The sequence below is a fragment of the Rhodococcus sp. WB9 genome (assembly GCF_007558985.1).
GTDB lineage: Bacteria > Actinomycetota > Actinomycetes > Mycobacteriales > Mycobacteriaceae > Rhodococcus_F > Rhodococcus_F opacus.
The window spans coordinates 5,083,831-5,101,443 of record NZ_CP041769.1 but is presented as its reverse complement, the minus strand read 5'-3'; the positions used below and the strand labels follow the sequence as shown (position 1 = coordinate 5,101,443).

General features: G+C 67.2%; 16 protein-coding genes and 1 riboswitch. Of the genes, 8 read left to right on the top strand and 8 right to left on the bottom strand.

Translation table 11 applies throughout. The annotated features are described in order from the left end of the window. Positions 1-14: 14 nt before the first annotated feature. Positions 15-1,940, bottom strand: coding sequence for an asparagine synthase (glutamine-hydrolyzing) (gene asnB / locus FND50_RS23665; protein ID WP_120660689.1), 1,926 nt, complete (start codon positions 1,938-1,940; stop codon positions 15-17). 275 nt (positions 1,941-2,215) lie between these two features. Here asnB and FND50_RS23660 point away from each other — a divergent pair, with 275 nt between their 5' ends. Both FND50_RS23660 and FND50_RS23655 read left to right on the top strand, forming a co-directional pair. Beyond that, positions 2,216-3,283 carry a cytochrome c oxidase subunit II gene (locus FND50_RS23660; RefSeq protein WP_144287300.1) on the top strand — a complete coding sequence of 356 codons (1,068 nt, stop codon included), beginning with the start codon at positions 2,216-2,218 and terminating at the stop codon, positions 3,281-3,283. Between the two features lie 41 nt (positions 3,284-3,324). Next, positions 3,325-3,741 carry a cytochrome c oxidase subunit 4 gene (locus FND50_RS23655; protein WP_005573189.1) on the top strand — a complete coding sequence of 139 codons (417 nt, stop codon included), beginning with the start codon at positions 3,325-3,327 and terminating at the stop codon, positions 3,739-3,741. 71 nt (positions 3,742-3,812) lie between these two features. Here the strand turns inward: FND50_RS23655 and FND50_RS23650 are convergent, their stop codons facing one another. Next, entirely contained in the window at positions 3,813-4,415 is a 603-nt protein-coding gene (locus tag FND50_RS23650; RefSeq protein WP_144287299.1) for a TetR/AcrR family transcriptional regulator, read from the bottom strand. Between the two features lie 69 nt (positions 4,416-4,484). Here FND50_RS23650 and FND50_RS23645 point away from each other — a divergent pair, with 69 nt between their 5' ends. Continuing rightward, the gene (locus tag FND50_RS23645) at positions 4,485-5,432 is read left to right on the top strand and encodes a DMT family transporter (protein WP_144287298.1); all 948 of its coding nucleotides are present in this window, start codon (positions 4,485-4,487) and stop codon (positions 5,430-5,432) included. A 2-nt stretch (positions 5,433-5,434) separates the two neighbouring features. Here the strand turns inward: FND50_RS23645 and FND50_RS23640 are convergent, their stop codons facing one another. The 4 genes from FND50_RS23640 to FND50_RS23625 all read right to left on the bottom strand — a co-directional run bounded on the left by FND50_RS23640 (position 5,435) and on the right by FND50_RS23625 (position 9,780). Beyond that, the gene (locus tag FND50_RS23640) at positions 5,435-7,084 is read right to left on the bottom strand and encodes a cytochrome bc complex cytochrome b subunit (protein WP_050787461.1); all 1,650 of its coding nucleotides are present in this window, start codon (positions 7,082-7,084) and stop codon (positions 5,435-5,437) included. 29 nt (positions 7,085-7,113) lie between these two features. Then, complete coding sequence (locus tag FND50_RS23635) at positions 7,114-8,256, bottom strand: ubiquinol-cytochrome c reductase iron-sulfur subunit (protein WP_005247713.1); 1,143 nt, start codon at positions 8,254-8,256, stop codon at positions 7,114-7,116. Further along, on the bottom strand, positions 8,253-9,104 hold the full coding sequence (locus FND50_RS23630) for a cytochrome c (RefSeq protein ID WP_186301133.1): 852 nt from the start codon (positions 9,102-9,104) through the stop codon (positions 8,253-8,255). The genes FND50_RS23635 and FND50_RS23630 overlap by 4 nt, the downstream gene beginning before the upstream one ends. Positions 9,105-9,168: 64 nt before the next feature. Next, a complete protein-coding gene (locus tag FND50_RS23625; RefSeq protein WP_005260123.1) occupies positions 9,169-9,780 on the bottom strand; it encodes a heme-copper oxidase subunit III in 612 nt (203 codons plus the stop codon). Between the two features lie 127 nt (positions 9,781-9,907). On the opposite strand from FND50_RS23625, the gene FND50_RS23620 reads away from it, so the two are divergent. Further along, positions 9,908-10,375, top strand: a complete 468-nt coding sequence (locus FND50_RS23620) for a hypothetical protein (protein ID WP_144287297.1) — start codon at positions 9,908-9,910, stop codon at positions 10,373-10,375. Positions 10,376-10,422: 47 nt separating this feature from the next. Next, entirely contained in the window at positions 10,423-11,511 is a 1,089-nt protein-coding gene (gene trpD, locus FND50_RS23615) for an anthranilate phosphoribosyltransferase (RefSeq protein ID WP_039951279.1), read from the top strand. A gap of 9 nt (positions 11,512-11,520) precedes the next feature. Here the strand turns inward: trpD and FND50_RS23610 are convergent, their stop codons facing one another. Both FND50_RS23610 and FND50_RS23605 read right to left on the bottom strand, forming a co-directional pair. Continuing rightward, the gene (locus FND50_RS23610) at positions 11,521-11,796 is read right to left on the bottom strand and encodes an Lrp/AsnC family transcriptional regulator (RefSeq protein ID WP_005247708.1); all 276 of its coding nucleotides are present in this window, start codon (positions 11,794-11,796) and stop codon (positions 11,521-11,523) included. After that, positions 11,793-13,559: a DEDD exonuclease domain-containing protein gene (locus FND50_RS23605; RefSeq protein WP_144287296.1), complete on the bottom strand. Its 1,767-nt coding sequence runs from the start codon at positions 13,557-13,559 to the stop codon at positions 11,793-11,795. The genes FND50_RS23610 and FND50_RS23605 overlap by 4 nt, the downstream gene beginning before the upstream one ends. A 456-nt stretch (positions 13,560-14,015) precedes the next feature. Continuing rightward, a riboswitch (cyclic di-AMP (ydaO/yuaA leader) is annotated at positions 14,016-14,180 on the top strand. A gap of 14 nt (positions 14,181-14,194) precedes the next feature. Between FND50_RS23605 and FND50_RS23600 the strand changes: the two genes are divergently transcribed. The 3 genes from FND50_RS23600 (at position 14,195) to FND50_RS23590 (ending at position 17,583) form a co-directional block, all read left to right on the top strand. Further along, positions 14,195-14,740, top strand: coding sequence for an NlpC/P60 family protein (locus tag FND50_RS23600; RefSeq protein WP_029537328.1), 546 nt, complete (start codon positions 14,195-14,197; stop codon positions 14,738-14,740). Positions 14,741-15,119: 379 nt separating this feature from the next. Continuing rightward, the gene (locus tag FND50_RS23595) at positions 15,120-16,172 is read left to right on the top strand and encodes a C40 family peptidase (RefSeq protein ID WP_144287295.1); all 1,053 of its coding nucleotides are present in this window, start codon (positions 15,120-15,122) and stop codon (positions 16,170-16,172) included. Positions 16,173-16,221: 49 nt separating this feature from the next. Further along, positions 16,222-17,583 (top strand): hypothetical protein, encoded by a 1,362-nt coding sequence (locus tag FND50_RS23590; RefSeq protein ID WP_144287294.1) that lies wholly within the window; start codon positions 16,222-16,224, stop codon positions 17,581-17,583. Positions 17,584-17,613 lie beyond the last annotated feature (30 nt).

Genomic DNA, 17,613 nt, shown 5'->3' with positions numbered 1-17,613 from the left:
CGGGCGCGAAGCGCCTACAGCGAGACCGGGTACGCCGGCTCGGCGATCTCCGGAACGATGCGGTTCTCCACGAAGATGCCGTGCCAGACCATGAAGATCAGCACGGTCCACAGGCGACGGCTGTGGTCGGACACGCCGTCCCGGTGGTCGTTCAGCATCTTCGCGATCGCCGCCTTGTCGAGCAGGTGATCGGTGCCCGACGCCGCGATCTGCTCGTGTGCCCAGTCGAACAGTTCGGTGCCGCGCAGCCAGTGCCGCAGCGGCACCGGGAAGCCCAGCTTCGCCCGATGGAGCACGTGCCCGGGCACGATGCCTTCCAGCGCCTGACGCAGCGCGTACTTGGTGGTGCTCTTGGTGATCTTCTGATCCAGCGGCACCTGCGACGCCACCTTGAAGACCTCGGGATCGAGGAACGGCACCCGAAGTTCGAGCGAGTTTGCCATCGTCATCTTGTCGGCCTTGACGAGGATGTCGCCGCGCAACCATGTGAACAGGTCCAGGTGCTGCATCCGGGCCACCGGATCCCACCCCTGCGACTGTGCGTAGATCGGATCGGTGACGTCGCGGTGCGTCCACTCCGGCCGGAAGTCGCGCAGGACGGCGCGCAACTGTGCGTCGTTGAAGCTGCGCGCGTTGCCGTAGTACCGCTCTTCCAGGGTCAGTGAACCGCGGTTGAGCAGGCTCTTTCCGCGGGTGCCCTCGGGGATGCGCTCGGACAGCTTCCCGGCGGCCCGCCGCAGTCCCCTGGGTAGGTACTCGAACGGCTTCAGCGAAATCGGCTCGCGGTAGATGGTGTAGCCGCCGAACAGCTCGTCGGCGCCCTCACCGGACAGCACGACCTTGACGTGCTTGCGCGCCTCCTTGGCCACGAACCACAACGGCACCAGCGCGGGATCGGCGACGGGGTCGTCGAGGTACCACACGATCTCGGGGATGGCGGCGGCGAACTCGGACGGGCTCACCACCTTCACGACGTGACGCGCGCCGATCGCTTCCGCGGATTCCGCTGCGACGTCGACCTCGGAATAGCCTTCGCGCTCGAAACCGGTGGTGAACGTGATCAGGTTCGGGTTGTGCCGCATCGCGAGCGCCGCGATGGCCGTCGAGTCGATGCCACCCGACAGGAAGGAACCGACCGTGACGTCGGCGCGCATGTGCTTGGCGACCGAATCCTCGAGCGCCTCCGCGATCTCGCGGTACCGGGCCTGCTCGGTGCCCGCGGCGAACGGACGCACCGGGAACGTGGGCGCGAAATAGCGGGTGATCACGGGTTCTTCGCCCGGCCGCACACGCGCGAAGCAGCCGGACTCGAGCCGGCGGATCTGCCTGTGGAGGGTTTCCGGCTCCGGCACGTACTGAAGGACGGTGTAGTGCTCGACGGCCCGCGGATCGAGTTCGGTGCCGATGCCGATCAGGCTCGCCAGTTCCAGCAGGCTCTTCTTCTCGCTACCGAACGCGGTGCCGCCGACGCCCGTCGCCAGGAAGAGCGGTTTGATGCCGAACGGATCGCGCGCGAGGAACAATTCCCGCGTCTCCGTGTCCCAGATCGCGAACGCGAACATGCCGCGCAGGCGGCGGACCGCGTCCTCGCCCCAGTAGTGGAACGCAGCGACGATGGCCTCGCTGTCGCCCTCTGTGACGAACTGCGCACCGAACTGCTCGGCGAGTTCGGCCCGAACCTCGAGGTAGTTGTAGATCTCGCCGTTGAACGTCAGCGCGTAGCGTTCCGGATTCTCCACCGGACCCCACCGCAGGGGCTGGTGGGAGTGTTCGATGTCGATGATCGACAGCCGATTGAACCCGAAGACCAGGTGGTCGTCGTGCCAGGTCCCGTGCTCGTCCGGCCCACGGTGCCGCAGGCAGTGCATCGCCTGGTCGACCTGTGAGACGGCGTTGTCGCTGGTTTCTCCAGAGGTCAGTAGCCCGAGCAGTCCGCACACAGCGTCCGGTACCTCAATTCAGAATCTTGGAAGGCTCCACGAGGTGGAGTGGTCAGGGATCTCTGCCGGAAAGTATGCCGCAGATTGCCGGAGCGTCCGGTTCGGGCCGCCGGTGACGGTGCCCCGGCGCGATCAGCGGCACCGCCGCGGCGTCGGCAGCGACACGTCGTCGCCCGACCCGAGGATGGAGAGCCGCCACCTTTGGTCTACGCTGCGTAGTAATTGGGCCTTCCCATCGGGTGTGCCCTAGTGGAATTTGCGGCGATCAGGAAGGCGTGAACGTGGCGCAAGGTCGGATCCTTCGGCGGGCAGGGTTGGCAGTATCTTTGGGCATTGCTGCCTTGCTGCTGTCGGGTTGTTCAATCGACAACGAGGTGCTTCGTTTCGGGTGGCCTTCGGGCGTAACCCCGCAGGCGCACCGCATGCGTGAACTGTGGACCTGGTCGGTCATCGCCGCCCTCGTCATGGGTGTGCTGGTGTGGGGACTCACCTTCTGGGCGGTGATCTTCCACCGTAAGAAGAAGGACTCACCCGAGTTCCCGCGGCAGACGGCATACAACGTGCCGCTCGAGCTGGCGTACACCGCCGTTCCGTTCGTCATCATCGCCGTGCTGTTCTACTTCACGGTGATCGTGCAGAACCATGTCCTCGAGAAGGAGGACAACCCCAACGTGGTGGTGGATGTCACTGCGTACCAGTGGAACTGGAAGTTCGGATACCGCTCCATCGACCTCGGTGAGGGTGGCGGAAAGTACGACGGCATCGATCAGGAAGCGCAGGCTGCGGTCGAGTCCGCACCGGCATCCGAGGCGGAGGCCGAGGGTGAGCACGCTCAGCCCGGGCCGATCCACGGCAAGACCCCGCAGGACCTGTCCTACCTGCACTACGACAAGATCGAGACGATCGGCTCGAGCAACGAGATCCCGATCCTCGTCCTGCCGACCGGCAAGCGGATCCAGTTCGAACTGGCCTCGGCCGATGTCATCCACGCCTTCTGGGTGCCGGAGTTCCTGTTCAAGCGCGACGTGAACCCGAACCCGAAGGAGAACCACTCCGACAACGTCTTCCAGATCAGTGAGATCGAGAAGGAAGGTGCCTTCGTCGGGCGCTGCGCCGAGATGTGCGGCACGTTCCACGCGATGATGAACTTCGAGGTTCGCGCCGTGAGCCCTGACAAGTTCGCGCAGTACATCGAGCTGCGTAAGCCGGCGAGCGAGGGCGGCCGGGATCTGACCACGGCGGAGGCTCTGCAGGCCATCGGCGAGTCCCCGGTTGCGACGTCGACGTCTCCCTTCACCACCGATCGCGGCTACAAGCAGGCGAGCGGTGTCGAAGGTAACTGAACCTGCTGCTGATACCTCACTGACCAAGGACAAGTGCTGATATGAAGATCGAAGCCAAGCTCTTCGAGATCCTGACGGTATTCTTCATTCTCGTCGCGATCGTCTACGGCGTCTTCACCGCCGTTTCACGAACCGGTATCGAGTGGGCGGGTCTGACGGGCATCTGCCTGTCGGCGGGACTGACGCTGATCATCGGAACGTACTTCCGGTTCGTCGCCCGTCGCCTCGACACCCGTCCCGAGGACTACGAGGACGCGGAGATCGCCGACGGCGCAGGCGACCTAGGCTTCTTCAGCCCCGGTAGTTACTGGCCGATCCTGCTCGCCGCCTCTGCTGCTTTCGTCGCAGTCGCGATGGCGTTCTTCCAGCCGTGGATGATCGTGGTCGCCGTGATTGCTGTGCTCGCGGCCGCTGCAGGCCTCGTCTTCGAGTACTACGTCGGGCCCGAGAAGCACTAGTTCCACCCACGATCAGACGGCGGAGGCGCCGAATCCCACCGGGGTTCGGCGCCTCCGCTTTGTCGTCGGCCCTAACCGGCCGGGTCCGCCGCGGCGGCGAGGAGTGCCGCCGCCTGAGCGGACGCGAGTCGTACCGCCTCCGGAAACACGTGCAATCCGTGCGAGACCAGGGCGCCTTCGTGGAGCAGCATGATGGTGCGCGCGAGTGTCTCCGGATCGCGCACCGAGGCGTCCCGGCATACCCCCGTGAACAGCTCGAGCATCCACCGTTTCTGGCCGATGATGACCGCGTACGCCGGATGTGACGGGTCGCTGATCTCCGCGTGCGCGTTAACCATGCTGCACCCTTTCGCGCTGTTCTCCGCGGTCCACTCCCCGGACGCGTCGAAGATCGCCGTCAGGCGCCGCTCGGGGGAGTCGCCGACGGTGTCGAGGTGGGCTGCGAGGAAGGCCCGCCACCGCTCGTCCCGGTCGGCTAGGTACTCGACCACGATCTGTTCCTTCGATCCGAAGCGGTCGTAGAGTGTCTTCTTCGTGACGCCGGCCTCGGCGGCGATGAGATCCACGCCGACCGCGTGAATTCCCCGCTCGTAGAAGAGGCGGCCGGCCGCGTCCAGCGCTCGCCTCGCTCCCGGGGTCAGTGCGACGCGTCGCGGTGACGGCACAGAATCCATGACGAAAGTATACAGATCGGTGTAGGTTGAAGAGGTATACCGATCTGTTTACTTGGGTGGTGGTCAGTTGTGAATGCGTTTCTCGCCGTGCTGTTCGTCCTGTGCTGGAGCTCCGGCTTCATCGGGGCCAAACTCGGCGCCGGGGACGCATCCCCTCTGACGGTTCTGACCTGGCGGTTCCTGCCGCTCGCCCTGGCACTCGCCCTGGCGGCCGCGCTGTTCGACCGCGCACGGTGGCGTGGACTCGGGTCCCGTGCGTTCGGTCGTCAGGTGACGGTCGGCGCGCTGTCGCAGACCGGATATCTGCTGACCGTCTACCAGGCGATCGGGCTCGGCGTCTCGACCGGTACCACCGCGCTGATCGACGGCACCCAGCCCCTGGTCGTCGCGGTACTGGCCGGCCCGCTGCTGGGGCAGTACGTCGCGCCCCGGCAGTGGTGGGGGCTGCTGCTGGGACTGGCGGGGGTCGTGATCGTCACCGCAGGCGACGCCACCTCTGGGTCCGGTGTGTCGTGGTGGGCGTATCTCGTGCCGTTCGCCGGGATGCTGTCGCTGGTGGCCGCGACCTTCCTGGAGAGTCGCTCACCGACCGACACCGACCCCGTCGTGGCCATGACCGTGCACTGCGCGACCAGTGCCGTGCTCTTCACCGCCCTCGCCGCGTGCGCCCGACAGGTGTCGCCACCGCCGACGGCATCGTTCTGGTGGTCGGTGGCCTGGTTGATCGGCCTGTCCACGTTCGGCGGCTACGGCCTGTACTGGCTCGTGCTGCGTCGGAGCGGGGTCACCCGGGTCAATGCTCTGATGTTCCTGATGGCACCGGTGACGGCGATCTGGGGGACCGTGATGTTCGGCGAGCCGTTCGGAATCCTCACCGCGCTCGGTCTTCTCCTGGGACTCGGGGCGGTCGCGCTCGTGTTCCGCGCACAGCCGCGGGGGAGGGGAGCGGGCACGCCCACAGACGAGCAGAGCCCCGAACCGGAAGTGGTTCGGGGCTCTGCTCGGTTGCGGAGGTGAGGCTAGTGGGCCTCGCCGTTGCCGGACGATCCGTTGCCGGAAGCCGACGAACCGTTGCCGTGGGCGCGGTCCTGGTACTCCCGCAGCATCGTGAGCTGCTCGTGCTCGCCGTGGTGCAGGGCGTGCTCGAGAGCCAGGCTCTCCTCGACCGGGTCGGCCGTGACGAGGCTGCCGGAACCGGGCTTGCCGGCGGAACCGAGCTTGTTCATCTTCTTCGGGACCGTCGCACCCTGGTACTCGAGCGGGATCGGATGACCGTGGTCGTCGACCGGGCCGAGCGGCTGGTGGATCTCGATGTACTGACCGTTCGGCATCCGCTTGATGATGCCGGTCTCGATGCCGTGCTCCAGGACCTCGCGGTCGCTGCGCTGGAGACCCAGGCAGAACCGGTAGGCCACGAAGAAGGCGATCGGAGGCAGCAGCACCATGCCGATGCGGCCGATCCACGTCATCGCGTTCAGCGAGATGCTCAGGTGGTACGCGATGATGTCGTTGATGCAGGAGATCGTCAGGACGGCGTAGAACGCAATCGCCATCGCACCGATCGCGGTACGCACCGGAACGTCACGCGGACGCTGCAGCAGGTTGTGGTGAGCGTCGTCCTTGGTCAGGCGCTTCTCGATCCACGGGTAGGCGATCAGCACCGTGAACACCAGACCCATGATCAACGCGACAGCGAACACCGACGGAATGGTGTAGCGGTCGAACAGATAGATGTCCCATGCCGGCCACAGACGGGCCAGGCCGTCCGTCCACATCATGTAGATGTCGGGCTGCGAACCGGCCGACACCTGCGACGGGTTGTAAGGGCCGATGGTCCAGACCGGGTTGATCTGCAGCACGCCACCCATCACGGCCAGAACACCGAACGTGATCGCGAAGAACGCACCCGACTTGACGGCGAACACCGGGAGGATGCGCACACCCACGACGTTGTTTTCCGTGCGGCCGGGGCCGGGGAACTGCGTGTGCTTCTGGTACCAGACGAGCGCGAGGTGACCGGCGATCAGGGCGAGGATGATGCCCGGGAACAGCAGGACGTGCGCGACGTACAGGCGCGGGATGATCAGGTCGCCGGGGAAGTCACCACCGAAGATCAGCCAGTGCATCCAGGTGCCTGCGATCGGAATGCTCAGCGTGATGCCGGAGAACGCGGCGCGCAGGCCCGTGCCGGACAGCAGGTCGTCGGGGATGGTGTAGCCGAAGAATCCCTCGAACATCGCCAGGATCAGCAGCAGGCAACCGATGACCCAGTTGGCCTCACGCGGACGCCGGAAGGCGCCGGTGAAGAAGATGCGCATCAGGTGCACGACGATCGATGCCGCGAACATCAGCGCGGCCCAGTGGTGGATCTGACGTACGAACAGGCCGCCACGGACCTCGAACGAGATGTTCAGCGTGGTCTCGTACGCGCGGGACATCGTGACGCCGCGCAGGGGCTCGTACGCACCGTTGTAGACGACGTGCGCCATCGACGGATCGAAGAACAGGGTCAGGTAGACACCGGAGATCAGCAGGATGACGAAGCTGTACAGCGCGATCTCGCCGAGCAGGAACGACCAGTGGGTGGGGAAGACCTTGTTGATCTGCCGCCGCATTCCCGCTGCGAGGTGGTAGCGCGAGTCCATCGCTTCGGCCTGGCCGGTGGCCATCGCGCTCAGTTTGGACGTTTTGTTGTCGGTCACGGTCGACGCTCCCAAAATGCCGGGCCGAGAGCTTCGATGTAGTCACCCGTTGTGACTAGGAAACCCTCTTCGTTCACTGTAATAGGCAACTGCGGAAGTGCACGAGCGGCCGGACCGAAAATCGGCTTTCCGTAGGTCAGCGCATCGAACTGCGACTGGTGGCACGGGCAGAGGATTCGGTTGGTCTGCTGTTCGTACAGGGAGGTGGGGCAGCCGAGGTGGGTGCAGATCTTCGAGAAGGCGAAGTAGTCGCCGTAGTTGAAGCTCTCCTGGCCCTTGCGCTTGGTGACCCGTGCCGCGTCCTCCGTGCGGAGGCGGATGAGCATGGTCGCGTTGCGGATACCGCGCAGCGCCTCCAGCAGCGCGTCGTGGTCGCCGCGGTCGGACTCACGAAACGGGAACACCGTTTCCATGGCGCCGGCGTCCAGGTCTTCCGGGCGAACGAGGACGACGTCCTCGGGGCGACCGGTGTCGCGGCGCAGGTAGATGGTTTCGCCCTCGTAGCGGGGGGTCCATCCCGACACCCACAGCGGGGAGTCGTCGCGCTTGGCCCACGGGTTCTTGATCAGACCACCGAGGGGCATGACGGACATGATGCCGAGGGCACCGCCGCCGAAGATGAGAGTGCGCTTGAGGAGCTTGCGGCGTCCCAGCGTCGACGTGTCGAACGAGTCGCCGAGTTCCGCGACGATCGTCTTGCGGTCGACCTCGGACGATCCACCGTCGTGGCGGTCCTGGATGGATACCTCTTCGGGGATGAACTTCTTGGTGAACTGCACCGCACCGACACCGAGGCCGAGGATGGCCAGACCCATGGTGAGGCCGATCAGGGGCGTGTACAGGCTGTAGGCCGAGTAGTGCTCCTCGCCGGCGCCCGCGTACTCCCAGGGCCAGAAGAGGTAGATCGCGATGAACGCGATCGCGGAGATGCCGGAGAGGGCGAACCAGAAGGCGACCGACCGCTCGGCGCGCTTCTCGGCCTTCGTCCCCGGAACCGCCCAGCGGTTGCGGCGGAACGCGACGTCGACGTGGTCGAGGTTGGTTCCGAGCTCGACCAGTTCGTCGCGGCTCAGGTTCTCGAGTTCTGCATCCGTGTACTTCTTTGGCGTGGCGCCGCCCGGCTGGCCAGCGTCGCTCATGACCTTGCTCCGATCCACAGTGCTGCACCGACGACAGCGATGATTCCGATGACCCACATGGCCAAGCCCTCGGAGGCGGGACCGATGCCGCCGAGTCCGTAGCCGCCGGGCTGCTTCGTCTCGCCTGACGACTTGATGTAGGCGATGATGTCCTTCTTCTCCTCGAGGGTCAGCTGACGGTCCGAGAACTTGGGCATGTTCTGCGGGCCGGTGACCATCGCGGTGTAGATCTGCTGCTCGCTGGCCGGGTCGAGGACCGGCGCGTACTTACCGGACGAGAGCGCACCGCCGCGCCCGGTGAAGTTGTGGCAGGACGCGCAGTTGAGGCGGAACAGTTCGCTGCCGCGTCCGATGTCGCCGCCGCGCAGCGAAGACTGGGCGACCTCGCCGTTCTCGTCACGAATGACCGTGGGGCCGCCGCCGTTGGCCTGGACGTACGCGCCGATGGCGTCCGTCTGCTCGGCGTCGAACTTGACGGGCTTGCGCTCGACCTGGGCCTCGTTACGCGAGGCCGGCATGCGTCCCGACGACACCTGGAAGTAGACGGCGGCCTCGCCGACACCGATCAGGCTCGGGCCGCGGTCCTGCACACCCTGCAGGTTCGCACCGTGGCACGTGATGCACGAGGTGTCGTACAACTGCTTGCCCTCGCGGATCAGTGCTGCCTGATCGTCGGTGGCGGTGGCCACCTGCGGGGTCGGCGTCAACGCGGACGCGAGGAAACCGGCGCTGACCAGTCCCATCATCAGGACCAGGGCGCCCGTGACGCGCCTGCGGAGCCTCCGCTGGCGACGTGCCTTCGCGGCAGACGCTGTGGTATCGGATGCGGGAGGGGGGGATGAACTCATCTGTATCCCTTTGGTATGTCGGGACGGACTGGACGTCAGGGGGCTGCCTGGGGCGTTCAGCTGATCAACGGATGAAATAGATCGTGGCGAACAGACCGATCCACACGATGTCGACGAAGTGCCAGTAATACGAGACGACGATGGCGGCGGTGGCCTGGGCGGGCGTGAACTTGCTGACCTTGGTGCGGGCGATCAGGAAGACGAACGCGATGAGGCCGCCGATCACGTGCATGCCGTGGAAGCCGGTGGTCATGTAGAACACCGAGCCGTACACGCTGCTGGAGATCGAGGTGCCGTGCTCGACGAGGTGGATGTACTCGTAGGCCTGTCCAAGGACGAAGAACGTGCCCATCGCCAGGGTGAGGAGGTACCACCGGCGGAGGCCGAAGACGTCGCCGCGCTCGGCCGCGAACACACCCATCTGGCAGGTGAACGACGAGGCGATCAGCACCAGCGTCACCGGTACGGCGAGGAACAGATTCAGCTCGGTCGGCTCCGGCGGCCAGTTCCCATTCGCCTGCGCTCGCGCCACGAAATACATGGCGAAGAGCCCTGCGAAGAACATGAGCTCACTTGACAACCACACGATGGTGCCAACGCTGACCATGTTAGGTCGGTTCAGCGAGTGCACGCGTTGGGTGATTGCTGATCCTGAAGTCCCTACTGCGCTCGTCACAGACAGAAGTATGACGCTTCGTCGTAAGAGGCGACTACCCGGGTCCACCCTCGGCGCGTCGATGCGCCCCGCTTGTCCGATTCTCCCTGCTGACAGCCCTGGTGGCGGACCGTGAAAGGGTGGAGTCATGCGCTCTCGTGACAACAGTACGGGGTGGCTGCGGAGGCTGTTCGGCAGTCGGCAACCGGCCCCTCTCGATCAGGATCGGCACGACCTCGTGGTCGTCGCCTCGAGCTTCGACGACGTGGAGGCGTGCTCGACCGCTCTCGACCGCGCCGCCGCCGAGAAACCGCGGTGGGACGCCGACGCGGAAGCGGTGCTGCGGCACCATCTGCGGCTGCCCGCATCGTCGGTGGCCGACGCCGTGTCGATCGCCGCCCAGGACGGCTACCGACCGCAGAATCCGCACGGGCAGGCATCCCCCGGCGAGGACGGTGCGACGGTCGGACTCGTGCTGCAGCGAGTCCAGATCCTCGACGCGCTGCACTGTTCTCAGGAACGGTCGAGAATGGCCGGGCTGGCGCAGCGACTCGGTGGCTCGGTCGACGGCTGGGACGCGATGCAACCGGCGCACGAGTCCGATCCGCCCCGTTGACTAGGCTGCCAGGACCGGATCCGTTATTAGTACAAGGGGACACGACGATGCAGAGCCCGACTGCTCAGGGGACGAACGACGGTGTGCGGCCTGCACGCACGTGGCCGTCGGTCCTCGGCACGCTCACCGACGGACGTGACCTCTCGGTGGACGAGGCGAAGTGGGCGATGGACGAGATCATGTCCGACAACGCCACGTCCGCGCAGATCGCGGCGTTCGGTGTCGCCCTGAAGATGAAGGGCGAGACACCGGAGGAATTGCGCGGACTGGCGGACTCGATGCTCGGGCACGCGCGCAAGGTCCCCGTCGACGACGACGTCGTCGACATCGTCGGAACCGGAGGTGACCGATCCAACACCGTGAACATCTCCACGATGGCGTCACTCGTGGTCGCGGCGTCCGGCATTCGCGTCGTCAAACACGGAAACCGGGCGGCGTCCTCCAAGAGCGGCGGGGCGGACGTTCTCGAGGCGCTCGGGGTGAAGATCAATCTCGGTCCCGACGAGGTGGCCCGCTGCGTCCGGGAGGTCGGCATCGGTTTCTGCTTCGCCCCGGTGTTCCATCCCGCCCTGCGCTTCGCGGGCGCGCCGCGCAAGGAGATCGGCATCCCGACCGTCTTCAACGTGCTCGGACCGCTCACCAATCCGGCGCGTCCGCGGGCCGGCCTCATCGGCTGCGCGTTCCCGGGCCTGATCTCGGTGGTGGCCGGTGTGCTCGCGCAGCGCGGCAACTCGGCGCTCGTGGTGCGGGGTGACGACGGCCTGGACGAGTTGACGACGTCGACGACGTCGACCGTGCACATCGTGGCGGACGGGGCGGTGACCACCCGTCAGCTCGATCCCCGGGACATCGGGATCGCGCGGGTGTCGCTCGACGAACTGCGCGGCGGCGATGCCGAGGTGAACGCGGCGGTGGCGCGGCGACTCCTCGCCGGTGAGACCGGACCCGTCCGCGACGCGGTCCTCCTCAACGCCGCGGCGGCGATCGCGGCGTACCGGGGACTCGGCGGCCGCACGCTCGAAGACGCGTTGTCGGACGGACTCTCGACGGCGGCACAGTCGATCGACAGTGGAGCGGCCGCGACGCTGCTCGCGCGGTGGGCCGAACTCACGTCGGGCCTTTCCACCAGCAAATAGCCGGCGGAACTATTCGCCGATCGAGAAGCCCGCTTCGACGTCGGCGCTGGAGTAGGACTGGAACGCGATGTGCGTCGCCGTCCGGGAGACGCCGTCCACCTTGTTGATTCCCTCGGTGACGACCTCCGCGATCTTCGCGTGGTCCCGGACCCGCACGATCGCGATCAGGTCGACGTCGCCTGCGCAGGAATAGACCTTGTCGACGCCCTCGATGTCGGCGACCGCCTGAGCGGTCTCCGGGATGCGGTGGGCTTCGGCGTGGATCAGGACGATGGCGTTGATCATGATCGCCAGCCTAAGCGGTGGTCGGCGGAACTCGGCGCGGGTGGTCGAGTCTCGGCGTCCCGTGTCGACGCGCTCCCCGCTCGCGCGAGTGCGCACCACTCGGACCAGGATCCGGCGCCCCATGCGGGCTCGCACCAGCCCGCGGAGGCGCTGACGATGCGGGTGTCCTCCTGGTCGAGCCAGCGCGCCAGCAGCCCGGCCTCCTCGGGGGACGCGCCGCGAAGCGGAGTTGCATCGGGAACGACGGTTTCGGCGGTGAGCACGAGCGCATCGACCACCGGCATCGGATGGATTCCCCGCCGGGCGCAGCCCGCGGACGCGAGTCGCCCGGAACGGATCACCGCGAACTCCCAGCCGCCGGTGACGGCCGGGCGAGCGGCCACGAGCTGACTGAGGGCGGTGAGGGCGGCCAGGCGCTGCATTCTGCGCAACGCGAGGACGACCTCCGCGGTGCGATCACGCAGGCGTGCGGCGTTCTCGAACAACTCGCCGGCGGCCAGCTCCTCCACCCGTGCACGCATGCGGTGCAGCGGGGCGTCGTCCAGGCCGCGCAGGAACTGCCGGAAGAGTTCCGGCCCGGGACGGTAGGCGTCCTCCGTCATGCGGTCGTGGACGGACGCCGGGCAGCGTCCGAGCTCGCGGGGCGGGCACTGCGGACCGTGCTCCCTTCCCTTCGGGATGCGGCTCGTGCACGTCCGGAGAATGCAGTACTCGGCGAGGACGTCGGCGACGTCGACTGCGGTCGAGCGGGACCGGAACGGACCGAGCGAGTCGGCGGTCGGGGTACGCACCACCGACAGCCGGGGGAATGCCTCCGCGGTGAGCGTGATCCACCAGCCGCGTTTCGGGTACTTGGACCTCCGGTTGTACGGCGGCGTGTGCGCGGCGAGCAGCCGGAGCTCGCGAACGCCGGCCTCGAGCGCATGCGCGCACTCGACATGGTCGATCCGGGTGGTCAGGGCCACCATCTCCTTCATCCGTCCACGCGTCTCGGAGCCGGTGAAGTAGTTGCGCACCCGCCGGCGCAGATCGGTCGCCGTGCCGACGTAGAGGACCTCGTCGGACGGTCCGCGGAACAGGTAGACGCCGGGAGCGTGGGGGAGATGGCTTGCGAGTGAGCGTTTCGCCCGCTGGTGTGAGGAGACGTCGGGCAGGTAGTCGACGAGCTCGGTGAGACTGTGCACCCCCTGATTGCCGACCCTCGCGATCAGGGCGTGCAGGACGTCGACGGTGGCACGGGCGTCGTCGAGTGCCCGGTGGGTCGGAGTGGTCCCGACGTCGAACAGCCGGGCCAGCGACGACAGCTTGACGGACGGCGCTTCGTCGCGGCTGAGGACGCGCCTGGCCAGTTTGACGGTGCAGAGCACGGTGAACTTGGGCCAGGGGGTGTCGGTGGCGGACGCCGCGGCTTTGAGGAATCCCGTGTCGAACGGGGCGTTGTGCGCGACGAGCACGGCCCCGCGTGCGAACTCCAGGAACGCCGGCAGAACTCGCTCGATTCGCGGGGCGTCGATCACCATGGCGGTGGTGATGCCGGTGATCTCCACGATGTGCGGCGGGATGGACCGTCCCGGGTCGACGAGAGTGGCCATTTCGGCGATCACCTCGCCTCCGCGGATCTTCACGGCGCCGATCTCGGTGATGGCGTCCTCACCCGGCCGTGCACCGGTGGTCTCGAGATCGACCACCACGAACGTGGTGTCCCGCAGTGGGGTGTCGAGGTCGTCGAATCTCAGCTGTTCGGGTACACCGGGAACACTCACGGATCGGAGCGTATGGACGGGCACCGACAGAACCGCCCGGAGAGCCCGGAGAGACGAGGATCACACTGCCCGTCTCGGGCGGCGGTCGCGGGCGGTGCGAGGGGCGGCCGCGGGGCCGCGAACGAGGGATTCGCATGGTGCGGCGGTCGGTTGCGGCGGGTCCGGCGCGTGCCGCGGGTTCGGTCCGCGGCACCCCGTTGAACAGCAGGAACACGGTGTGGGGAGAAATCGGGGAGTCGTGAGGGTCCGCGAAATGCCCACTCCCGCTGACGGAAAGAGATCGGAAACAAACCGCTTGTTATCCAGTCGTTACCGAATGTGGGTATCGCGCGCCCGCAAAGCCGGAATCGGCCCAAACGGACACTTTCCGCGTGTTCCGGTCGACATCCGGGTATTCCATTTCGTAACCTTCCTGAGACCTAGCGGAGTCTCGCAGCCCCAACACCGGGGCAGCATCGCTAGTCACCGCCTAATCGGCCACTCGCGAGAGCGGTCGTACCGGGAACCCAAGTTTCTACTGGGGTGAATCCCGCCGGGACGTCCTCACGCACCGGTGGGTAGGGCTGATCTTCCCAGCCCGAACCCGTCAGCTAACTCGGTCGGCGGATGAATGGAAGAAACGGAGTACCCCTTTCGTGGCGTCACAAGTTTCCAAGCGGAATGTGCGACGGGCAGTCGTCGCCGGCGCGCTCGCAGTCGGAGCGCTCACCGCTACCGCGGCCCCCGCGGCCGCAGATCCCGTCACCATCCCCGGAGTCGGAACCTTCGAGATCCCGGGTGTCGTCATCCCGCAGATCCCCGGTGTCCCGAACCTCCCCGCGCCCCCGGCGCCGGCCAGCACCGCAGGTGACAAGGCCGTTCAGGCCGCTCAGACCAAGCTCGGCTCGCCGTACGTCTACGGCGCCGCCGGCCCCAACTCGTTCGACTGCTCCGGCCTGGTGCAGTGGGCGTTCAAGCAGGCCGGACTGAACCTGCCGCGCACCAGCTACGCGCAGGCAGCGGCAGGCACTCCCGTGTCGCAGTCCGATCTCCGCCCCGGCGACGTGGTCTCCTTCTACGGCGGATCGCACTCGGGCATCTACGCCGGCAACGGCAACGTGATCCACGCCTCCACCGAGGGTCAGCCCGTCAAGTTGGCGCCCATCGCGTCCATGCCTTTCGACGGCGCACGCCGCTACTGATCCACACACGAGGCGAGGCATCCACCGAGTCGAGGGCGGGGATGCACGGGGTAGCTTCGTAGGATCTCGCACGACCACCGAGGGTGGGTTCGAATCACGATTCGAACCCACCCTCGATGTCGTTGTGCCCCAGGCAGACAGCGAGTCGTCCACTCGCCGGGTGGTCCCCGCCACCCGTTCGTGACATGGGTGGACACAAACGTATGCCATTCCGTAACCTATCCGAGACCTTGCGAAGTCTTGTCGCGCCAACCGGGCGGCAACGCGGGTCACCACCGCTTCGGCACTCCACGGTCGCCTCGGCCGCGGAAATCCCTGAGCCGCGCACCGGACACCCGACCCGGCTGGTGGAGATCGACGATCGGAGAACTGCATTTCCGTGGCCTCACACAAGATGAAGCGCTCCCTGGGCAGCGTGCTGACAGCCGGCGTGCTGTCGGTGGCGCTCGTGTCGCTGCCCGCGATCCAGGCGGGTGCAGACCCGGTCACCACCAACCCGACCGAAGCGCTGACGAAGCTCGGTGACCTGTCCCGGCAGTCCGAGCAGACGTCGGAAGCACTCCACAACGCGCAGATCGATCTCGAGGCCAAACAGTCGGTGCAACGCGACGCCGACGCCAAGCTTGCGGCCGACCAGGGTGTGCTCGACGCCGCCAACGCGCGCGTCGCCGTCTTCCAGCCCGTGGTGAACAAGCTCGCCACCGCCAACTACCAGGGCGCACGGACCAATCGCCTCTTCGCCGTGATGGTGAGCGATTCGCCGCAGCAACTCCTCGACCAGATGTCCGCTCTGGACGCCATCTCCAACGACACCCGCAATCAGGTCGCCCAATTCCAATCGGCCACGTCGGAAGCCACCGAGGCGGCCGAGGCGTCGAAGAAGTCCGCTGATGCCGCGCGGTCCGCGACCGAGCAGGCCAAAGCCGTGAGCGACGACCTGCAACGCAAACAGAGCGACCTGCAGGCGCAGATCGCCGACGTGATCAAGGCATTCGGAGATCTCACCGGCGCCGAACGCGACCAGCTGGCGGGGACGCCCTTCCCGCCCGGCTTCGACCCGAACACGATCCTCGCGCACCTCACCCCCGGCTCGGGCACGAGCGCACTGCAGGCAGGCATGACCCGCATCGGCGACCCGTACGTGTGGGGCGCCACCGGTCCGGACGAATTCGACTGCTCGGGACTCGTCGTGTGGGCGTACAAGCAGATCGGCAAGACGCTGCCGAGGTCCAGTCAGGCGCAGGCCAGCGGCGGCACCCCGGTGTCCCGCGACGCCCTGCAGCCCGGCGACGTCGTCCTCTTCTACAACGACGCGTCCCACGTCGGCCTCTATGCTGGAAACGGCAACATTCTCCACGCCTCGACGTTCGGTGTTCCGGTGAAGATCGAGTCGATGGCGAAGTTCCCCTTCTACGGGGCGCGCCGCTACTGACGGCGACCGTCCGACAGCGGCGCCCGGGCGTGCTCATACACTCACCGGCGTGCCCGCTTCAGACCCGTCTCCCGCAACGGATCCGACCTCGCGCCGTCAGGCGCGCCCGTGGGAACTGGCCGCACTGGCCGGACTCGTTCTCGCCGTCGTCGTCGTGCTCGCACTGACCGGGTTCTCCCGGACCGAGCGGGCAGCCGACGGAGCCGTCGGCACCGTGCAGGCCGACGCCGAGGCGCGTGCGGCAGCCGTCCGGACGCTCCTCGACACCTGGGCGTCGGCCGTGCGGAAGAACGACGCGGCCCGGTTGTCCGGTCTGATGGATCAGGCGGCGGCACCGGCATTCCTGGCCGCCGAGACGCGGCGAGCGGGCAACGTTGCCGGGGTGGAATTCTCGGACTGGGGCTACGAGATCGCCGAGGGAGCCGAGACAGGGGTGCCGTCGAGTCTCGTCGACGCGATCGGCGCCGACGAGGTGTGGGCCCCCGCCGTGCAACTCCGCTACGCGATCGCGGACGAGAGTCCCACCCGCAAACCGGTGGCTCTCGTCGTCGCCCGGCGCGGCGACCGCTGGGCACTCGTCAGCGACAGCGCCACCGTGGACGGCGAGCGGCGGACCTGGCGCGGACCGTGGGATTTCGGACCCGTCGTGTCGCGCCGCGTCGACACCGGTGACGGGCGGACGTCGGTGGTGCTCGGACATCCCGAGAACGCCACCATGGTCGACCGGCTGGCGGACGAACTCCCCGCCGCCGTCGTCAACGCCACCCAGCTGTGGGGTTCGAACTGGGCGGGCCGCGCGCTCGTGTGGGTCGCGGGATCGCAGGACGAGTTCACGGCTCTCGTCGGGCCGAATCACGACGGACGCGACATCGCCGCCGTCGCCATCTCGGACGCCGTCGACCCCGACGCCGCCACGGTCACCGGACAGCGAATCGTGTTCAGCCCCGCGTCGGCGGACCGGCTGACCGAGATCACCCGGCGGGCGATCCTGCGGCACGAGCTGATCCACGTGGCGGCACGCGCCGAGACGGTGGACCGCTCGCCGATGTGGGTGCTGGAGGGCTACGCGGAGTACGCGGCCTACCGGGGGACCGGCGAGGCCGAACGGCAGATCGCGCCGGCACTGACCGCGCACGTGGGTGCCGAGGGTCCGCCGACCGAGTTCCCCGAGGACACCGACTTCTCCGGGTACGGACAACGCGGTTCGGTCGCCTACGAGACGGCGTGGTCGATCAACGCCTTCGTCGCGGAGCAGTACGGCGAATCGAGGCTGACCGAGCTGTACCGGACGCTGGCCGTGGGAGAGGCCGATCCGGACACGGTCGACGGGCGGCTGTCCGACGTCCTCGGCGTCGACGCCGATCAATTCCGCGACCGCTGGACCGACTGGGTGGGTGCTCACCTGGGGTGACCCTGCGTCCGTCGCCGCACGGTCCACCGC

Bases quoted from the DNA above. Each gene is read 5' to 3' on its own strand.
- FND50_RS23655 (WP_005573189.1), top strand. From the start codon at position 3,325: ATGAAGATCGAAGCCAAGCTCTTCGAGATCCTGACGGTATTCTTCATT.
- FND50_RS23620 (WP_144287297.1), top strand. From the start codon at position 9,908: ATGCGCTCTCGTGACAACAGTACGGGGTGGCTGCGGAGGCTGTTCGGC.
- FND50_RS23640 (WP_050787461.1), bottom strand. From the start codon at position 7,084: ATGGCCACCGGCCAGGCCGAAGCGATGGACTCGCGCTACCACCTCGCA.
- FND50_RS23610 (WP_005247708.1), bottom strand. From the start codon at position 11,796: ATGATCAACGCCATCGTCCTGATCCACGCCGAAGCCCACCGCATCCCG.
- FND50_RS23630 (WP_186301133.1), bottom strand. From the start codon at position 9,104: ATGAGTTCATCCCCCCCTCCCGCATCCGATACCACAGCGTCTGCCGCG.
- FND50_RS23650 (WP_144287299.1), bottom strand. From the start codon at position 4,415: ATGGATTCTGTGCCGTCACCGCGACGCGTCGCACTGACCCCGGGAGCG.
- FND50_RS23635 (WP_005247713.1), bottom strand. From the start codon at position 8,256: ATGAGCGACGCTGGCCAGCCGGGCGGCGCCACGCCAAAGAAGTACACG.
- trpD (WP_039951279.1), top strand. From the start codon at position 10,423: ATGCAGAGCCCGACTGCTCAGGGGACGAACGACGGTGTGCGGCCTGCA.